The organism is Arthrobacter sp. PvP023 (genome assembly GCF_017832975.1).
Taxonomy (GTDB): domain Bacteria; phylum Actinomycetota; class Actinomycetes; order Actinomycetales; family Micrococcaceae; genus Arthrobacter.
The window spans coordinates 528,695-544,531 of record NZ_JAFIBI010000001.1; the positions used below are offsets into that span (position 1 = coordinate 528,695).

Sequence of the window (15,837 nt, forward strand, 5' to 3'; positions counted from 1 at the left end):
GCGGCGCCGTCAGCCAGACTCAGCGCGCCGTGGCGGAGGGGTTGATACGGGATCGAAATGCTACCGGTGCGTAGGTCACGGCGCGGTCACTGAAACCCCACCAGTAACACGCGTAACAGGAGGGTGGGGGCGAGGGGTGGCCAGGAACTGAGCCGGACCTGCCGCCCGGGGCACTGCGTTAACCTTGTAGTTGGCAGTTTTCGGGTTTTCCGCTGCCCGACCAGTCCTGTGGCAGCTGAAGGAGAGTGCGTGTCCCGATCCGCCCCGTCCACTGCGGACGCTATCAGCGCCCGGCTCCGGGACCTCGAACTCCTCACCAAAGGGCCTGCCTGGGCGCTCACCCGGTCCGCGCCGTGGGTCATCGCTGTGCTGCAGGCGTCCTTCACCCGAACCCGTCCCCAGCTTCCGCTGGAAGAGTTCCATGCCGACGTCGATGCTTTTCTTGAGCAGCTCCGCCGCCAGGACCCCGGACTGGGCGGAACGGCCAACGGGAAATCCTTCGGCGACGAATGGACCCGTAAGAACTTCCTGACCCGCCGCAACCAGTCGGGGCAGATCGTCTACGAAGTCACCGAGCCCGCGGCCCGCGTCCTCGCCTTCCTGGACAGCCTCTCCAGCGAACGCTCCACGCTGAACGGTTCCCGGCTCGGGACGCTGCTGGGCGACGTCGAGAAGCTCGCCAATGAGACCAACCCCGACCAGAGTGCCCGGCTGGAGTCGCTCGAGGACGAGATCGAGGAGCGGCAGCAGCTCATCCAGGACATCAGCTCCGGGGACTTCGACGGACTGCTGGACGATGACGAAGCGGTGGAGGCCGCAGGAAACATCCTGGACCTCGCCGCCAGCCTGCCGGCGGACTACAAGAAGATGCGTGACCGGATCGAAGAACTGGTGGGCGAGCTCCGCAACCAGATCATCGAGGAGTCGCTCAGCAAGGGCGCCACCATGGCGCAGGTGCTGGAAGCGGACAAACGCCTCCGGCAAAGCCCCGAAGGCAGGACGTTCCGCTCATTCACGGCATTCCTGGAGGACCCCCAGCAGCAGCTGCGGTTCCGTTCCGCGATCGGCGAGGTGCTCAGCCGCCAGTTCGCGGACGACCTCAGCCATGAGGACCGCGAAACACTGAAGAACCTGGTCGCTGAGCTGCGGACCCAGCACAGCCAGATCCAGCGGATCTACGGCAAGCTCAGCGAAAGCCTCAACACCTACGTCCAGAGCGATGATTTCCGCCAGTCCGTGCGGCTGCGGAGGGTGCTCCGGGAGGCTGAACAGGCCATCCGCTCGCTGCCCTATGAACGGGAACGCCCCGGCCTGGTGCCCGGACCTGTGCTCTTTAACGCGGGTTTCGAATCCTTGTCGATGGTCAAGCTCTTCGACCCCGACGAGTTCGCGGCGCCCCCCAAGCTCGCCGACCCCATCGCCTTCAGCGACTCGGACCGCGTGCGCTCGCCGCGCACCGGGAAGGCCAAGCCGGCAGCCATCCGCGCCGCGCTCGCCGGGGCCGCCACCCTGCCGGAGGCATGGGAGCAGCTTCCGCCGGAGGAACGCCACATCAACTCCATCCGCGCGCTGCTGTCCCACGCCCTGCACGACGGCGCCGGCTTCGACCGCGCCGGCTGGGACGCCATCGACTTCGAACAGATAGACGGAACCACCCGCAAGGCATTCCTGCCGGTGGTCACCCTCAAGAAGGATTCGCATGACTGAAGAGATTACGACGACGGCGGATGCCGCCGTCGTCGGTGACACTCCGGAAGCCCACCCCGCTCCCGAACACATCCACGGCGTCCCCTTCGCGGTCACGCCCAAGGACACCTTCGTCGACGGCGCAGCGCTGTTCCCGGGGGACACCGGCGTATTGCCGATGAAGGTCCGCCAGGCCCTGGTGAAGCTGCTGAAGGGCCCCTACGTCGACGGCGGCCGGGACGAGAAACTCTGGACCACGCTGCTGGACAACCAGCTGATCCTGCGCAGCCGCCTGTCCGAGCTGTTCCTGACGCTGCAGCTTGACCACGAACGAAAAGTGGCAGTGCTGCGTCCGGTGGATCCCGAAGCCATCGGCGGCAGCACCCGCTCCAGCATCCTGCGCCAGCAGCGTGCGCTCAGCCGGGTGGAAACCATCGTGCTGCTGCGCCTGCGGCTCCTGCTGGACCGCCACGTCACGGCCCAGACGGACCCCACGATCACGAAGGAAGAAATCGCCGAGCTGGTGGCCCACTACCAGCCGGCAGGCCAGCAGGACGCCCTGCGGGATTCCGACGTCGTCAACCGCGCCATCACCAAGCTCCTGGCCCGCCAACTCCTCATCACCACCGGCCTCGAAGACGTCTACACCATCTCCAACGCCCTCCCACTGGCCCTCCCCTTCGAAAACATCGGCGACATCCCCGCCCACATAGAGGCGCTGGTGGCGGCCACCGCCGACCCCACAGGCACGGAAGCGCTGCTGGAACTCGACGGCGACCCGGTGGCTGAGCCTGTCGAAACCGATAACGAGGACACTGACGAAGCGGAGGACACCAAGTGAGCATCGCGACCATGCTGCCGATGGGCGAGCTCACCAACCCCGGCCAGATGCGGCTCGCGCTGGTCCAGGTGGTCAACTGGGGAACGTTCCATGGCGCCCACACGATGCACGTGGACCGCAACGGAACCCTGCTGACCGGCAACTCCGGCGTGGGCAAGTCCACGCTGTTTGACGCCATGCTGCGCGTGTTCGATGCCCGGCCGCGTTCCAACGAGGCCGCGGCGCAGCGCTCCGGTGCCGTGGAGGACAAGAGGACCACGTTCACGTACATGCGCGGCAAGGTGGGCGACAAGGCCGTGGGCGAGGGCTCGGCCAGCGCCTTCCAGCGCCCCGGTGCCACGTGGTCCGCCGTCGCCCTGACGTTCGATAACGCAGCGGGCACGAAGGTGACGGTGTCGGCGCTGTTCGACCTGCCGAAAAACGGCACGGAGTCGAGTGTCGGCCGGTACTACCTGATCGACAACAAGCCGCTGGACCTTGCGGCGATCGAGGGCATCGCCGAGAAGCGCTTCACCAAGGCTGCGCTGGACACGATCTTTCCGGACGCGCAGGTCTTCGACGTGCACAAGGCGTTCGCCGAGCGCTTCCGCCGCCTGCTGGGCATCAACTCGGACCAGGCCCTGCCGCTACTCCGCGTGATCCAGGCCGGCAAGGGCCTCGGCGGCAGCGTCAACACCTTCTTCCGGGACCAGGTGCTCGATGCGCCCGCCACGCTTGCCGCGGCGGACGACGTCGTCGAGGAATTTAGCAACCTGATGTCCATCCGGCAGCGGCTGGAGGACGTGCGGCAGCAGCGCGACCAGCTGGCCCCGGTGCCGGGCCTCAACAAGGACTACGCGCAGTCCCTGCTGGATGCGAACCGCCTGCGGGAACTCGCCGGTGAAGAATTCGATGCCTACAAGCAGCAGCTCGCGGTGACGGTCCACGAAAAGACCCTGCTCCGCTACAAGGACCTCGCCCAGGCCAAGGCCAAGGACCTTGCCGCGGAGCGCGCGGTCCGGGACGGCCTGGCCAAAGACCTTCGCCAGCTCGAGGCGGACTACAACAACCAGGGCGGCAACGCGATCTCGGCGATCGAGCAGTCGCTGGAGAATGCCCGGGTGGGACTCAAGCTCCGCCAGCAGGTGGAGGAAGCAGCACGGCAGGCGTTGGCTGATGCCGGCCTGGAGCTCGAGTGGACGGCCGAGGGCTGGGAGCAGGCGCACGCCCACGCCGCCGACCGCTCGGCTGAACTGCAGGATGACTCCGAGGCGCTCAAAGAGCTGCGCTTCGAGGCGTTCGACGGCCACGCCACGAAGAAGCGTGAGCTTGCGGCGGCCCAGCAGGAACTCGTCTCACTGAAGACGCGCAAGTCCCTGCTCCCGCCGTCGAGCATTGAAAACCGGACCGCAATCGCGGCGGCAACCGGTGTGCCGGAGGAGCAGATGCCGTTCGGCGGCGAACTGATCGACGTCGCCGAAGGGCAGGAACAATGGCGGCCCGCCGCCGAACGCGCGCTGCGGAACCTGGCCACCACGCTGCTGGTTCCCGGCGAGCACTTCGCCGCCGTCACCCGGTACCTGAACGATCACTCCGTCCGCGGAGCGCTCCGGGCGGTGGACGTGTCCAAGCCGCTCGCCGGCGGTGCCCTGGCCGTGGAGGACGCGGCCGACGGCGATCTGCTGGGCAAGCTGGACATCCTCACCACCGGGCCCGCGGCCGACGCCGGGCAGTGGATCCGCGAGCGGATCGCGGTCGACTTCGCGTACCCGTGCGTCGAGGATCCGGACGAACTCGCTGCGCTGGACAAGGGCCTGAGCCTGGGCGGTGTGGTCAAGCGTAACCGCCACACGGTGGAGAAGGACGACCGCTTCGCCAGCAGGCAGGACTACGTCCTCGGCTTCGACAACGCCTCGAAGCTGGAGCTGGTGGCCGCGCAGGTGGCGGACCTGCAGCAGGAACTGGCGAAGGCCGCCGAACTCGCGCAAAGCCGCGAAGAGTTGCACCAGGGGATGACCCGCCAGCTGGAGGCCCTTCGCCGCATCGCCGAGGACCACCGGCCCTGGGAGCAGGTTTCCGCGGCTGTGGCGGAGGACGAGCTCGGCAAGATCGAGCAGCGCCTCAAGGATGCCCTTGCCGCCCAGGCCGACCTGGAGCCGCTGCGGGCCAACATCGAGGCGGCCCGGCAGAAGCACCAGTCCAGCACCGAGGCCGCGGCGGTCCTGCAGAGCGAATACAAGGCACTTGACCAGCAACTCACCGCCGCGGATTCGCTGCTGGAAGCGGCGCGCAACCGCCTGCGCCAGTCACCGCCGTCGGACGCCACCGTCGCCGCGCTGGAACCGTACTTCTCCGCGTTCGGCGACGTCGCCGAGATGCATGAGCTGGACAACCTGGCCAACGAGGTCCGGACCCGGCTCCTTGCCGAGCTGCACACCGCCGAGTCCCGCGGCCAGGCCACCTCGGAGCGCCTCACCCGAATTTTCGAAGGATTCGTCCGCGAATGGGGCACGGCGATCTCCGCGGACCACGGCACCTCGATCGGCGCCGCCGGGGAGTTCGAAGCCCGGTACCACGCGATCGTCAGTGACGGCCTGCCCACGCAGGAGGCCGAGTTCCGGCAGTTCTTCAACCAGCGCACGCACGAGTCGTTCAGCACGCTGCTGCACCTGCTGGATGAGGAACGCCGGTCCATCACCAGCCGCATCCTGCCCCTGAACGGCATCCTGTCCGAGGTCAACTTCCACGAGGGCAGCTTCCTGGAACTCGACATCAAACAGACCCTGCCGCCCACCGCGAAACAGTTCAAGGACGCCATCCAGAATGCGCTCAGGACGCGGCACACGCGGCCCTCTCGCGCTGCGGGAGCGTCAGCTGCCGGCCCTGAAACGGACGACGACGCCGAGCTCACCACCCGCTACAAGTCGCTGGAAACGCTCGTGAAGCGGCTGGGTTCGCAGACGCCCGAGGACCGGCGCTGGCGGGCCGAGGTGCTGGATGTGCGCGGGCACCTGTTCATCCAGTGCAAGGAGCACCGCGAAGTGGTTGACCCCGCCTCGGGCAAGAAGCGAGGCAAGCGGACCGATGTGTTCATGCACGCGGACACGGGCTCCATGTCCGGCGGCGAGCGGCAGCGGTTCACGGCGTTCATCATGGCCGCGGCGTTGAGCTACCAGCTTGGCATCGCCGAGCAGGGCTTCACCACCTACGGCACAGTGATGATGGATGAGGCCTTTGTCCTCGCCTCGGAGGAATTCGCCGGCGCGGGGATCAAGGCCCTGCACGAATTCGGCTTCCAGCTGCTCCTGGCCGCTCCGGAGAACGTGATCGACCTGTCCAGGCACCTGGGCTCCGTCACGGAGATCCTGCGGGACAAGCGCACCAACCGCTCCGGCGTGCTCACAGCTCCGGTAATCGGGCCGCGGGCCGGCGCCGAGGGCCAGTGGAGGTCCGAGGCGAACCCGGTGGACATCGTCCTGCGCTAACTCCGGCCGCCCATCAGGACGCTCTCTCACTTCCTGCAGGTTTTTTGCGGACGCTCTCGCACTTGTCGCCTGTCGTGGCCAGTTCACGGCATTGATAACAAGTGGATGGGCTTATTGGCGACGGTATGGAGCCGCGCTGTCCCTGCGTGCGATTCTGTAGTGCATCGCCACAGATTCCTCGTGGAAGGCACCGTCATGATTTGTGCACGCCGAGTCCCCTTTATCGCCGCCCTCGCGATAGCCGCCGCCCTCGGCCTGGGCGGCTGCGGGGCTGCCGTCCCGGAGGCTTCCTCCGGAGGGGCATCGCCGTCGGGTACCGGCACACCCTCGGAGCCGGCAGGCGCAACGTCCGCCCCCGCCACGGCGGGCCCGACGACGAGCGGTGCCCGGCCGCCGTCGTCCGCTCCCGTTTCCGCCGGCGTCGCGACGTATACGTTCCCGGACGGGCGCCTGTCGTTCAAGTACCCGGCCGACTGGAGGGTTGAACTGTTCACCGGGGCGGGGCAGCCGTCACTGTCCCGCACCGCGACCGTGTTCGACGCGGGCGGAACGGAGCAGGTCACTGTGTATTCCGGGCAGGTGGCTGATGCCGTGAGCCACCGGGTGAGCAGGTCCGTATTCGAGTCCGAACCTGTCCCGGGCCTTAGCCGGCAGACTGCTCCTGCCGCCAACTACTCCTGAAGCGCTGTTGTTGAGCATTTCGTACAGCTGACTTCTCCGGCCGCCCCCCGCGCCGGAGGCCGGGCGGGAAAGGGCCTGCCCCGCCCCCGCCCCCGACCGGCCTAGCGTCCTTGAACCCGGTTGATGAACAGTTCCGTCCGCGCTATCAGTCCGTCGACCTGCCGGAGAACGACGGCGGCCGGGTCGGGGTTGATCTCATTGACCGGCGGTTCCACGCGGACGTTCCCGCTGCACAGGAAGTCGGCGCAGATCAGCGTCCCTATCGTGTTGCCGTTCCGGCCTGACTGACCGGCACGTTTGGCAACCCACAACAGGACGTCGTCCCTGGAGAAAACGTCGCGGCATAGTTCGCACAGTACGGACCGGCTCTTCTTGGCTCCGCCCTCCGGAGCGCGGAGCATGATCCCTGTTAACCCCAAGCGTCCCGGGACTACGAGGTAGCCGCGGAGCGGCATCTTGGCGTCCCGCCACCCCAAAAAGTCCAGGCTGTCCCAGTCCAAGGAGTCAAAATCCCGGGGCAGGGTGAGTTTGGCGGCCTCGGAACGGCTGGCATTGATGAACGATGAACGGATCTGCTGGGCAGTGATTTTTTGCATGACAATGAGCTTTCGAAAGCGTAGGGTCCCCGGGGGGAATAGCGGTCTCTTGTCAGCTGAATCCGGGCGCACCAGGGCCCAATGAAGGAAAGTGCCTGGCGGACGGCTAGATGCAGGTCCGGCGCGGGAAAGCTGACGTCGCTGTGGCCGCAAAGCAGGCCATTCCGGCCGCCCCGCTTCCCGCGGCTGCGATGACCTCGACGGTCTTCGGCATGCTCATTCCCCTCGTTGTGCAGGCGGTCCGATTCGGACCTCCTCATTGCCGGGCACCAGAGGCCCGCCCCGCCATCCTCCCAAATGCGCAACGCGTCGGCAACCGCGGACTGCGGCCGGAAGTGGGAGAGCGATGGGGAAAAGCCGGCCGGAAGTGGGAGAGCGATGGGGAAAAGGCGGCCGGAAGTGAGAGAGCGATGGGGAAAAGGCGGCCGGAAGTGGGAGAGCGTTGGGGAAAAGCCGGCCGGAAGTGGGAGAGCGATGGGGAAAAGGCGGCCGGAAGTGGGAGAGCGTTGGGGAAAAGGCGGGCGGTGGGAGAGCGTTACGTTCGGATCTCGCCGCAGGCGTCGACCTGCGCCTGCACAATCGCCCCGTAGTGGGCCACCAGGTCGTCGAAGTCCCAGCCGTCGAACATGCCGAGCGTCCTCACCGCCTCGCCAAAGCCGGTCATGAGCGCGACGACGGTGGAGGCGTAACGCCGGTCCGGCGTCGCATCCTTCAGCAGACTGGCCATGGCCGCAAGGTACCGTTCGCGCGTTTCTGCGCGGGCGGCGTCGGGCGTCGGGGAGTCCTGGATGGTGAACGGAAGCATGGCCCACGGCTCTTTCAGCCCGCGCTCCCGGCGCATCAGTACGCGGAACACCAGCGTCGCACCCAGCTCGGATGCCGGGACATCGAGATCGGACAGCAGCGACTCGTCCGGTTTGGCGGCGGCAAACAGTTTTTCCTTGGAGCCGAAAAGCTTCATTACGAGGGCTGCTGAAACACCGGCGTCGGAGGCGATGTCGCGGACCGTCACGCCGCGGTAGCCCCGCTCGCCGAACAGCCTGCCTGCCGAATCCAGGATGGCGTCGCGGCTGGACACCACGGCCGCGCTCACGCGTCCACCAGCTGTACGGCGGGCGCGTCCATCGCCAGGTCCGCGGTTACCGAGCGGTTGTCCACTGCCAGCTTCCGGGCCATCGCCTGGTGGGTCGCCGGGTTCAGCAAGGTCACGATGTAGCGCCCGGCCAAGGGTAGCGGCAGTGAATAGCGACCGTTGGAATCGGTGCGGACCGTGGCCACGTGCTCGCCGGAGGCCTGCAGCAGGGTTACTACCGCGTCCGTGAGGGCCGCGCCTCCCACGGTGGCGGTTCCGGCCAGTTCCAGGCGGTCTTCCAGGTGGAAATTCTGCTGGAGCGTGCGGCCGTCGAAGTCGAACACCTCCGCCATTGGCGCCCAGCCGGCGGCGTTGGCCACCATCAGGTATGTGCCTGCTCCGGGGAGCGCCACGGAATAGTTGCCGTCGCTGTCCACCCGGCTCCAGTCCACCGGTTCGCCGCTTGTCTGCAGGACGGTGACGACGGCGGGAGTGACCGGGCGGCGTTCGGCCGTCAGGACGCGCCCCTGCACCACCAGCTCGATGGCGGCCGGCGCAGGGACCGCCGCCTTGGCTGCGGCCGCGGCGCGCGGGATGAACACGGCAGCCACCATGGAGGCCGCGGACGCCAGTGCCGCCATCCAGAAGACGTCCTTGAATGCCTCGAAGGACGGCAGCCGGGCCGATCCCACGGTGATGGTCACTGAGGTGAGGACGGCGGCGACGGCTGCACTCGACGTCGAGGTTCCAATGGACCGCACCAGGCTGTTGAGGCCGTTAGCCGACGCGGTTTCCGTAATGGGCACGGCCCCCATGATCAGGGTGGGCATCGCGGCGTAGGCGATGGCGGTTCCGATGCTGACCACCGTGGAGCCGATGATCACCGAGGTAATGGAATCGAAGAAGAAAACGCGGCCCACGTACCCCACCACCATGACCGCCGCGCCCGCGATCAGCGCCGACTTCCCGCCGAACCGCCGGATGATGCCGCCGGAAACGGGAGCGAAGACCACCATGGCCAGGCCAGAGGGAACCATGCAGAGGCCGGCGGTGATCACGCTCAGCTGGAAACCGTAACCGGTGGAGGTGGGCAGTTGGAGCTGCTGGGTGGTCAGCAGCATGTTGGCGAACATGGCGAAGCCCACCAGCAGGGATGCCAGGTTGGTCAGGAGGACAGGGCGCCGGCCGGAGGTGCGGAGGTCCACCATCGGCTGGCTGACCTTCAGCTCGTAGGGCAGCCACGCGGCCAGGAGGATGGCGGCGGCGAGGAACAGAAGCAGCACCGGTTCGGAACTCCAGCCCCACGATCCGCCCTTGGAGATGCCCAGGAGCAGCGCTGCCAGTGCCGCGGAAAGAATCACCGCGCCGAGATAGTCGAACCGGCCCGGCGTGCGCACCTTGGATTCGGGAACCACCAGAACGACGGCGGCGAGCAGCAGCGTGCCGGCACCACCGGAAACCCAGAAGATGGACTCCCAGCCCAGGCTTTCGTATAGCAGCCCGGCCAGCGGCAGGCCCAGGGCGCTGCCGATGCCCAGCGTGGCGCTCATCAGGGCCACGGCGGACCCCATCTTTTCCTTGGGCAGTTCGTCGCGCATGATGCTGATGCCCACGGGAATCAAGGCCGAGGAGAACCCCTGCAGTGCCCGGCCCACGATGAGCCAGAGGAAGCTTCCCCCCACGGCGGCCACGATGGAGCCGGCAACCATGATGGCGAGGCAGATCACCATCATTTTCCGTTTGCCGTACATGTCCGCGCTGCGGGACACGATCGGGGTGGCCACGGCGCTTGAGAGCAGCGTGGCGGTGACCAGCCAGGAGGCGTCGTCGGCCGTCACGCCGAGGATCCCGGGGAAGTCCGGAAGGAGCGGCACCACGAGGGTCTGCATCAGCGCCACCACCGTGCCGCTCAGCGCAAGGACGGCCGTGATGGCGCCGGGGGACATGGATCTATTGCGGGATGGGGGCATCAGGGCGGAACCTTCTGGGCATGAGGCGGCCACAAGGGGTGAACGCACGTTTACTGTCTTTCAAGTGAACCATTGTTCACCCCGCGCCCTCAAGGAATTTTGGCGTGTGAAGCCTCACGTTTTGGTCCGCGGCCCTGGGCTAAACGGGCAAGGCGGCCCGATTGAGACAATTACGTTACGCAAACGTTCCGTAATTCACAGAAGGATAGGCTAGCCTTACTTGGGTTCGCATCATTGACCTAAGGAGTTCCGTGACTTCCCCCCTCTTCTCCGGCCCGGGCGCCGGCCGCAGCGGCTTTGCCGCCGGTCCGTCCCGCCGCGTGCTGCTCAAGACCGCCGGCAAGGCAACTGCCGTGCTGGCAGCAGCCGCACTCTCGCTGACCGCCTGCTCCACCGGTCCGGCGGCATCCGGTACCGGCACTGCAGCGGCCGGCCAGTCCGCCAGCTCGCAGTTCCCGGTCACCATCCAGCACGTCTTCGGCGAGACCATCATTGAGTCCCAGCCGCAGCGCGTGGTCACGGTTTCCTGGGTCAACGACGACGTCGCACTCGCCCTGGGTGTTGTTCCCGTGGGCGTCCCCAAGAACGAATGGGGCGGCAACGACAAGGGCTCCACGCCGTGGAAAGACGCCAAGCTGGAAGAGCTGGGTGCCGGCTTCGGCACTGAAAAGGCACCGGTCCAGTTCTCCGAGGCGGACGGCATCAACTTCACCGAGATCGCCAAGCTCAACCCGGACGTCATCCTGGGCGCCTACTCCGGCCTGACGGAAGAGGACTACAAGAAGCTCAGCGAGATCGCGCCGGTGGTCGCCCACCCCGAGATCGCCTACGGCACGTCCTGGCAGGATTCCACCAGCATCATCGGCAAGGCCCTGGGTAAGGAAACCGAGGCCACCAAGCTGATCTCGGACACCGAAGCCACCATCAAGGACAAGGTCTCCAAGTATCCTCAGCTGGCCGGCAAGAGCTTCATCTACGGCAACCTGGAGCCAGCCAAGAGCGACGGCGTCAACGTCTACACCGCGAACGACAACCGTCCGCGCTTCCTCTCGGAGATCGGGATGAAGCTCGCCCCGGTTGTGGAGGAAAACTCGAAGGGCTCCAAGGAGTTCTTCATCCCGTGGTCCGCTGAAAAGGCCAACGAGCTCGAATCCGACATCTTCGTGACCTGGGTTCCTGATTCCGCCACCACCGATTCCATCAAGGCCGATCCCCTGCTGGGCCAGATCCCGGCCATCAAGGACGGCGCCCTGGTTGCCGACTCGGACAACACACTCACGCTGTCCATTTCGGCGTCGTCGCCCCTGAGCCTGCCGTGGTCGCTGGACACGTTCCTGCCCCAGCTGGCCAACGCAGCGGATGCAGTGAAGTAGGCACCCCACTATGACACCAAGTACGACGACGGCGCGCCGCGACGGCGCGTTCAGCCCGCCTTCCGGCCGCCCCGCTGCAGGCAAGCAGGCCACGTGGCTGCTGGCCGCCGTCGTCGTACTCGTCCTTGTTTCCGCGGTATCGCTGGCCGTCGGCGCCCGCGGTCTTCCCCTCGGCACCGTGTGGGAGGCCCTCATGCAATTCGATCCCGGCAACGGTGACCACGCGGTGGTCCATGCACGCATCCCGCGCACCGTCCTTGGCCTGCTCGCCGGCGGGTCCCTCGGCCTGGCCGGCGCCGCCATGCAGGGCGTGGCCCGCAACCCGCTGGCCGACCCCGGCATTATGGGGGTCAACGCCGGCGCCGCCCTGGCCGTTGTCACCGGCATTTATGTTTTCGGGATCTCCTCCCTGACCGGCTACATCTGGTTCGCGTTCATCGGCGCCGCGGCCGCTGCCGCCGTCGTCTACCTGGTCGCCTCCCTCGGCCGGGACGGTGCGACGCCGGTGAAGCTGGCCCTCGCGGGCGCCGCACTGAGCGCCGGCCTGTATTCCCTCATGAACGTCATCCTGGTCTCGAGCCAGGACACCCTGGACCGGTTCCGGTTCTGGCAGGTGGGCGGAATCGCCGGACGCGACTGGTCGGTCGTTCTGCCCGGCGTGCCGTTCCTTATTCTCGGTGCGGGCATCGTGCTGGCTACCGGCCGCATCCTCAACAGCCTGGCGCTGGGCGATGACATTGCGCGCGGGCTCGGCCAGCGCGTGGGGCTGGTCCGCGGTATGACTGCCTTGGGCATCGTGCTGCTGTGCGGGTCCGCCACCGCCCTCGCCGGGCCCATCGGCTTTGTGGGGCTCGTCATTCCGCACGCCGTCCGCTTCCTGACCGGGCCCGACTACCGCTGGATCCTGCCGTTTTCCCTCGTCCTGGCCCCGGTGCTCCTGCTTTCCGCGGACATCCTGGGCCGGGTGGTCCTTCTGCCAGGCGAAGTCCCGGCGGGAATCATGACGGCCCTCGTGGGCGCGCCCGTCTTCGTATGGCTGGTCCGGCGCGGGAAGGGGGCCGGACTGTGAGCAAGGCAGACCTCGCCCACGTCGGGCGTGAGCTCGGGGACAACGCCCCCGGTACGGAGCGCGAACGGGCAGATAATGCCCTCAAAACCGCGGAAACAGGGCATTACCTGCCAGTTCGCGCCGGCATGCTGAGCCGAACCGTCCTGAGCCGGACTGCCATCCTGGCGTTCGCCGTCGTGGTCCTCTTCGCCGTCAGCGTTCTGCTGGGGAGCTACACCGTGACGGTCCCTGACTTCTTCAAAATCCTGCTCGCCCACCTCACCGGCGGCCAGAAGATTCCCGGCGCAAGCTTCATCGTGATGGAAAACAAGCTTCCCCGCGCGGTCATCGGCACCATGATCGGTGCCGCGTTCGGACTTGCCGGCGGCCTCTTCCAGACCATGCTCCGCAATCCGCTGGCCAGCCCGGACGTCATCGGCATCAGTTACGGGGCCAGCGCGGCCGCCGTCACGGCAATCGTTGTTTTCGGTGCGTCCGGTGCCGTGGTCTCCGGCGCCGCCCTCGCCGGCGCCCTGGGTGTCGCCGCGCTCATCTATGCCATCTCGCGTGGCGGGTCCCTGGGGTCCGGCGGCGGAACCGGCGGCAATGCGGCCGGCAGCCGGCTGATCCTGGCGGGCGTGGGCATCGCCGCCGCGCTCCACGCCGTGGTCAGCTTCCTTATGACCCGGGCGGACATCCGCACGGCGGCCGACGCCCTGGTGTGGCTCAACGGCTCCCTCAATTCAGCCTCCTGGGACCGTGCCGGTATCCTCGCCCTTGCGCTGCTGGTCCTCATCCCTGCCGCAGCCGCACTCTCCGGCCCCTTGCGCATCCTGGAACTCGGCGATGACGCTGCCGCCGGGCTTGGCATCCGGGTCGGCTTTACCCGGCTGGCCGTGGTGGTCGTCGCCGTGGCTCTCGCGGCCGTGGCGACGGCGGCAGCCGGCCCGGTCGCGTTCGTCGCCTTCCTGGCCGGACCCATCGCCCGCCGCTTCACCGCAAAAGCCAGCCTCCCGGCGTCGGCCTTCGTCGGAGCGCTGATCGTGCTGGCCGCGGACTACTTCGCCGCGAACATTGCGCCCCTGCTGCTGGACGGCACCGTCCTGCCGGTCGGCGTGGTCACCGGCGCCCTGGGCGCCCCGTTCCTGCTGTGGCTGCTGGTCACTTCCAACCGAAAGGATGCCTGAGATGGCTGTTCTGCGCGCCACGGACCTCACCCTCAAATACGCCCAGCGCACAGTTCTGGAAGGGCTGCAGGCGGAGATCCCCGAGGGCAGAGTGACCATGATCGTGGGCGCCAACGCCTGCGGCAAGTCCACCCTGCTCCGGGGACTGTCCCGGCTGCTGAAGCCCGCGGCCGGCACCGTGACGCTGGACGGCAAGGACATCCACACCCGCTCCGCCCGGGACGTCGCACGGACCCTGGGCCTCCTGCCCCAGCATCCCGCTGCACCGGACGGGATCACGGTCCGCGACCTCGTGGGGCGCGGGCGGTACCCGCACCAGGGCTTCTTCCGCAGCTGGAGTGCGGACGACGACGCCGCGGTGCAGCGCGCGCTCGACGCCACCGAAACGCTGGAACTCGCCGGACGCAACGTGGATGAGCTGTCCGGCGGCCAGCGCCAGCGCGTCTGGATTGCGATGGCGCTTGCCCAGGAGACCGATGTGCTGCTCCTGGACGAACCCACCACCTACCTTGACCTTGCCCACCAGGTGGAGGTGCTGGACCTGATTACGGACCTGAACCGCAAGCGCGGCACCACCGTGGCCATCGTTCTGCATGACCTGAACCTCGCGGCGCGGTACGCGGACCACGTGATCGCCATGAAGGGCGGCCGTATCGTGGCCGAGGGCGCCTCCACCGACGTGGTCACCGAGGACCTGGTCCGGGACGTCTTCGGCCTGGACTCGCGTGTGCTTCCCGACCCCGTTTCCGGCACGCCGCTGATCATTCCGCTCGGCCGGCACCACACCACTGCAACTGAACTGGAGTTCGTTCCATGAAGACTCGTGACATTGCCAGCACCGAACCCATGACCCTGGCGTTCGACGTGACCGTCACCGCCGTGCAGGAACTCAGCCCCAACTTCCGCCGCATCACTTTCGGCGGGTATTCGCTGCGTGACTTCGGCGTCCACGGCGGAACCCTGGACCTTCGCGTGAAGCTGATGATCCCTTCCCTTGCCGAGGACGGCACCCGGCTGCCGCTGCCCGTGTTCCAGATGGAACAGTCCGGCTGGTACCGGGAATGGCTGGCCATGGACCCGGCTACCCGCGGCTCCATGCGCACCTACACCGTCCGGCAGGAACGGCTCGACGCTGTCTACCCCGAGATCGACGTGGACTTCGTGATGCACTTCGACTCGGCGGGCAACGGCGGCCCCGCCGCAAACTGGGCCCTGAACGCCAAACCAGGGGATGCGCTCACCATCATCGGCCCCAACAACCGCGCCGCGCACTGCGTCACAGCGGAGATCTACTCCGGCATCGAATGGCGCCCCGGACTGGCCCAGCGGGTGCTCCTCGCGGGCGACGAAACCGCTGTTCCCGCCATCAGCGCCATCCTGGAAAGCCTCCCGCCCTACATGAGCGGGCACGCCTTCCTTGAAGTCCCCGAAGCCGGCGACTTCCTGGACCTGAAGTCCGCCGCCGACGTCGAAATCACCTGGCTGGCGCGGGGCGCCTCGATCGGCCGCTCACGCCCGCACGGCGAACTCCTGCAGCAAGCAGTCCGCGCCGCCGTTCCCGAACCGGGCTGGGTGGGCATCAAGGCCGCCTCCGGCGGGGCCGGCCCGGAACCGGAGGACGTGGACGTGGACCAGGAGATCCTCTGGGAAACGCCCGCAAGGATGGAAACCGCGGCCATCGCGGCAACGAAGAACCCCGGGATGCCCGCCGGCGCCATGCCGTTCTACGCCTGGATTGCCGGCGAAGCGGGGGTCATCAAGGAGATGCGGCGCTACCTGGTGCGCGACGTCGGGATCGACCGTAAGCAGGTGGCGTTCATGGGTTACTGGCGGCAGGGGAAAGCCGAGCTCTAAAGTCTCGCCTCCAGCGCCGGCACTAGTCCAGACGCTCTCTCACTTCCTGCAGGTTTTTTCTGATC

Annotated in this window: 12 protein-coding genes; 9 read left to right on the top strand and 3 right to left on the bottom strand. The window is 67.4% G+C overall.

Annotation, left to right across the window (positions count from 1 at the left end; translation table 11 throughout):
- Window positions 1-249 precede the first annotated feature (249 nt).
- The 4 genes from JOE31_RS02525 (at window position 250) to JOE31_RS02540 (ending at window position 6,672) form a co-directional block, all read left to right on the top strand.
- Window positions 250-1,707, top strand: a complete 1,458-nt coding sequence (locus JOE31_RS02525; protein ID WP_209741988.1) for a DUF3375 family protein — start codon at window positions 250-252, stop codon at window positions 1,705-1,707.
- On the top strand, window positions 1,700-2,527 hold the full coding sequence (locus JOE31_RS02530; protein WP_209741989.1) for a DUF4194 domain-containing protein: 828 nt from the start codon (window positions 1,700-1,702) through the stop codon (window positions 2,525-2,527). Before JOE31_RS02525 ends, JOE31_RS02530 begins: the two co-directional genes overlap by 8 nt.
- Window positions 2,524-5,991, top strand: a complete 3,468-nt coding sequence (locus tag JOE31_RS02535; RefSeq protein WP_209741990.1) for an ATP-binding protein — start codon at window positions 2,524-2,526, stop codon at window positions 5,989-5,991. The genes JOE31_RS02530 and JOE31_RS02535 overlap by 4 nt, the downstream gene beginning before the upstream one ends.
- 180 nt (window positions 5,992-6,171) lie before the next feature.
- Window positions 6,172-6,672: a hypothetical protein gene (locus JOE31_RS02540; RefSeq protein WP_209741991.1), complete on the top strand. Its 501-nt coding sequence runs from the start codon at window positions 6,172-6,174 to the stop codon at window positions 6,670-6,672.
- A gap of 101 nt (window positions 6,673-6,773) precedes the next feature.
- On the opposite strand, the gene JOE31_RS02545 is transcribed toward JOE31_RS02540, so the two are convergent.
- The 3 genes from JOE31_RS02545 to JOE31_RS02555 form a co-directional block, all read right to left on the bottom strand.
- Window positions 6,774-7,268, bottom strand: a complete 495-nt coding sequence (locus JOE31_RS02545) for an FBP domain-containing protein (RefSeq protein ID WP_209741992.1) — start codon at window positions 7,266-7,268, stop codon at window positions 6,774-6,776.
- Between the two features lie 535 nt (window positions 7,269-7,803).
- The gene (locus JOE31_RS02550; RefSeq protein WP_209741993.1) at window positions 7,804-8,361 is read right to left on the bottom strand and encodes a TetR/AcrR family transcriptional regulator; all 558 of its coding nucleotides are present in this window, start codon (window positions 8,359-8,361) and stop codon (window positions 7,804-7,806) included.
- Window positions 8,358-10,310 (bottom strand): MFS transporter, encoded by a 1,953-nt coding sequence (locus JOE31_RS02555; protein ID WP_209741994.1) that lies wholly within the window; start codon window positions 10,308-10,310, stop codon window positions 8,358-8,360. Before JOE31_RS02555 ends, JOE31_RS02550 begins: the two co-directional genes overlap by 4 nt.
- 251 nt (window positions 10,311-10,561) lie before the next feature.
- Here JOE31_RS02555 and JOE31_RS02560 point away from each other — a divergent pair, with 251 nt between their 5' ends.
- The 5 genes from JOE31_RS02560 to JOE31_RS02580 all read left to right on the top strand — a co-directional run bounded on the left by JOE31_RS02560 (window position 10,562) and on the right by JOE31_RS02580 (window position 15,772).
- Complete coding sequence (locus tag JOE31_RS02560) at window positions 10,562-11,683, top strand: iron-siderophore ABC transporter substrate-binding protein (RefSeq protein ID WP_209741995.1); 1,122 nt, start codon at window positions 10,562-10,564, stop codon at window positions 11,681-11,683.
- Between the two features lie 10 nt (window positions 11,684-11,693).
- The gene (locus JOE31_RS02565; protein WP_209741996.1) at window positions 11,694-12,752 is read left to right on the top strand and encodes an iron ABC transporter permease; all 1,059 of its coding nucleotides are present in this window, start codon (window positions 11,694-11,696) and stop codon (window positions 12,750-12,752) included.
- Between the two features lie 125 nt (window positions 12,753-12,877).
- Entirely contained in the window at window positions 12,878-13,918 is a 1,041-nt protein-coding gene (locus JOE31_RS02570) for an iron chelate uptake ABC transporter family permease subunit (protein ID WP_209748089.1), read from the top strand.
- A gap of 1 nt (window position 13,919) precedes the next feature.
- Entirely contained in the window at window positions 13,920-14,735 is an 816-nt protein-coding gene (locus tag JOE31_RS02575; protein WP_209741997.1) for an ABC transporter ATP-binding protein, read from the top strand.
- Window positions 14,732-15,772 (top strand): siderophore-interacting protein, encoded by a 1,041-nt coding sequence (locus tag JOE31_RS02580; protein ID WP_209741998.1) that lies wholly within the window; start codon window positions 14,732-14,734, stop codon window positions 15,770-15,772. The genes JOE31_RS02575 and JOE31_RS02580 overlap by 4 nt, the downstream gene beginning before the upstream one ends.
- Window positions 15,773-15,837: the final 65 nt, after the last annotated feature.

What these genes read in the sequence shown, in the direction of transcription:
- JOE31_RS02580 (WP_209741998.1), top strand. Translation starts at nt 14,732, where the DNA reads ATGAAGACTCGTGACATTGCCAGCACCGAACCCATGACCCTGGCGTTC.
- JOE31_RS02530 (WP_209741989.1), top strand. Translation starts at nt 1,700, where the DNA reads ATGACTGAAGAGATTACGACGACGGCGGATGCCGCCGTCGTCGGTGAC.
- JOE31_RS02545 (WP_209741992.1), bottom strand. Translation starts at nt 7,268, where the DNA reads ATGCAAAAAATCACTGCCCAGCAGATCCGTTCATCGTTCATCAATGCC.
- JOE31_RS02565 (WP_209741996.1), top strand. Translation starts at nt 11,694, where the DNA reads ATGACACCAAGTACGACGACGGCGCGCCGCGACGGCGCGTTCAGCCCG.
- JOE31_RS02570 (WP_209748089.1), top strand. Translation starts at nt 12,878, where the DNA reads ATGCTGAGCCGAACCGTCCTGAGCCGGACTGCCATCCTGGCGTTCGCC.
- JOE31_RS02575 (WP_209741997.1), top strand. Translation starts at nt 13,920, where the DNA reads ATGGCTGTTCTGCGCGCCACGGACCTCACCCTCAAATACGCCCAGCGC.
- JOE31_RS02555 (WP_209741994.1), bottom strand. Translation starts at nt 10,310, where the DNA reads ATGCCCCCATCCCGCAATAGATCCATGTCCCCCGGCGCCATCACGGCC.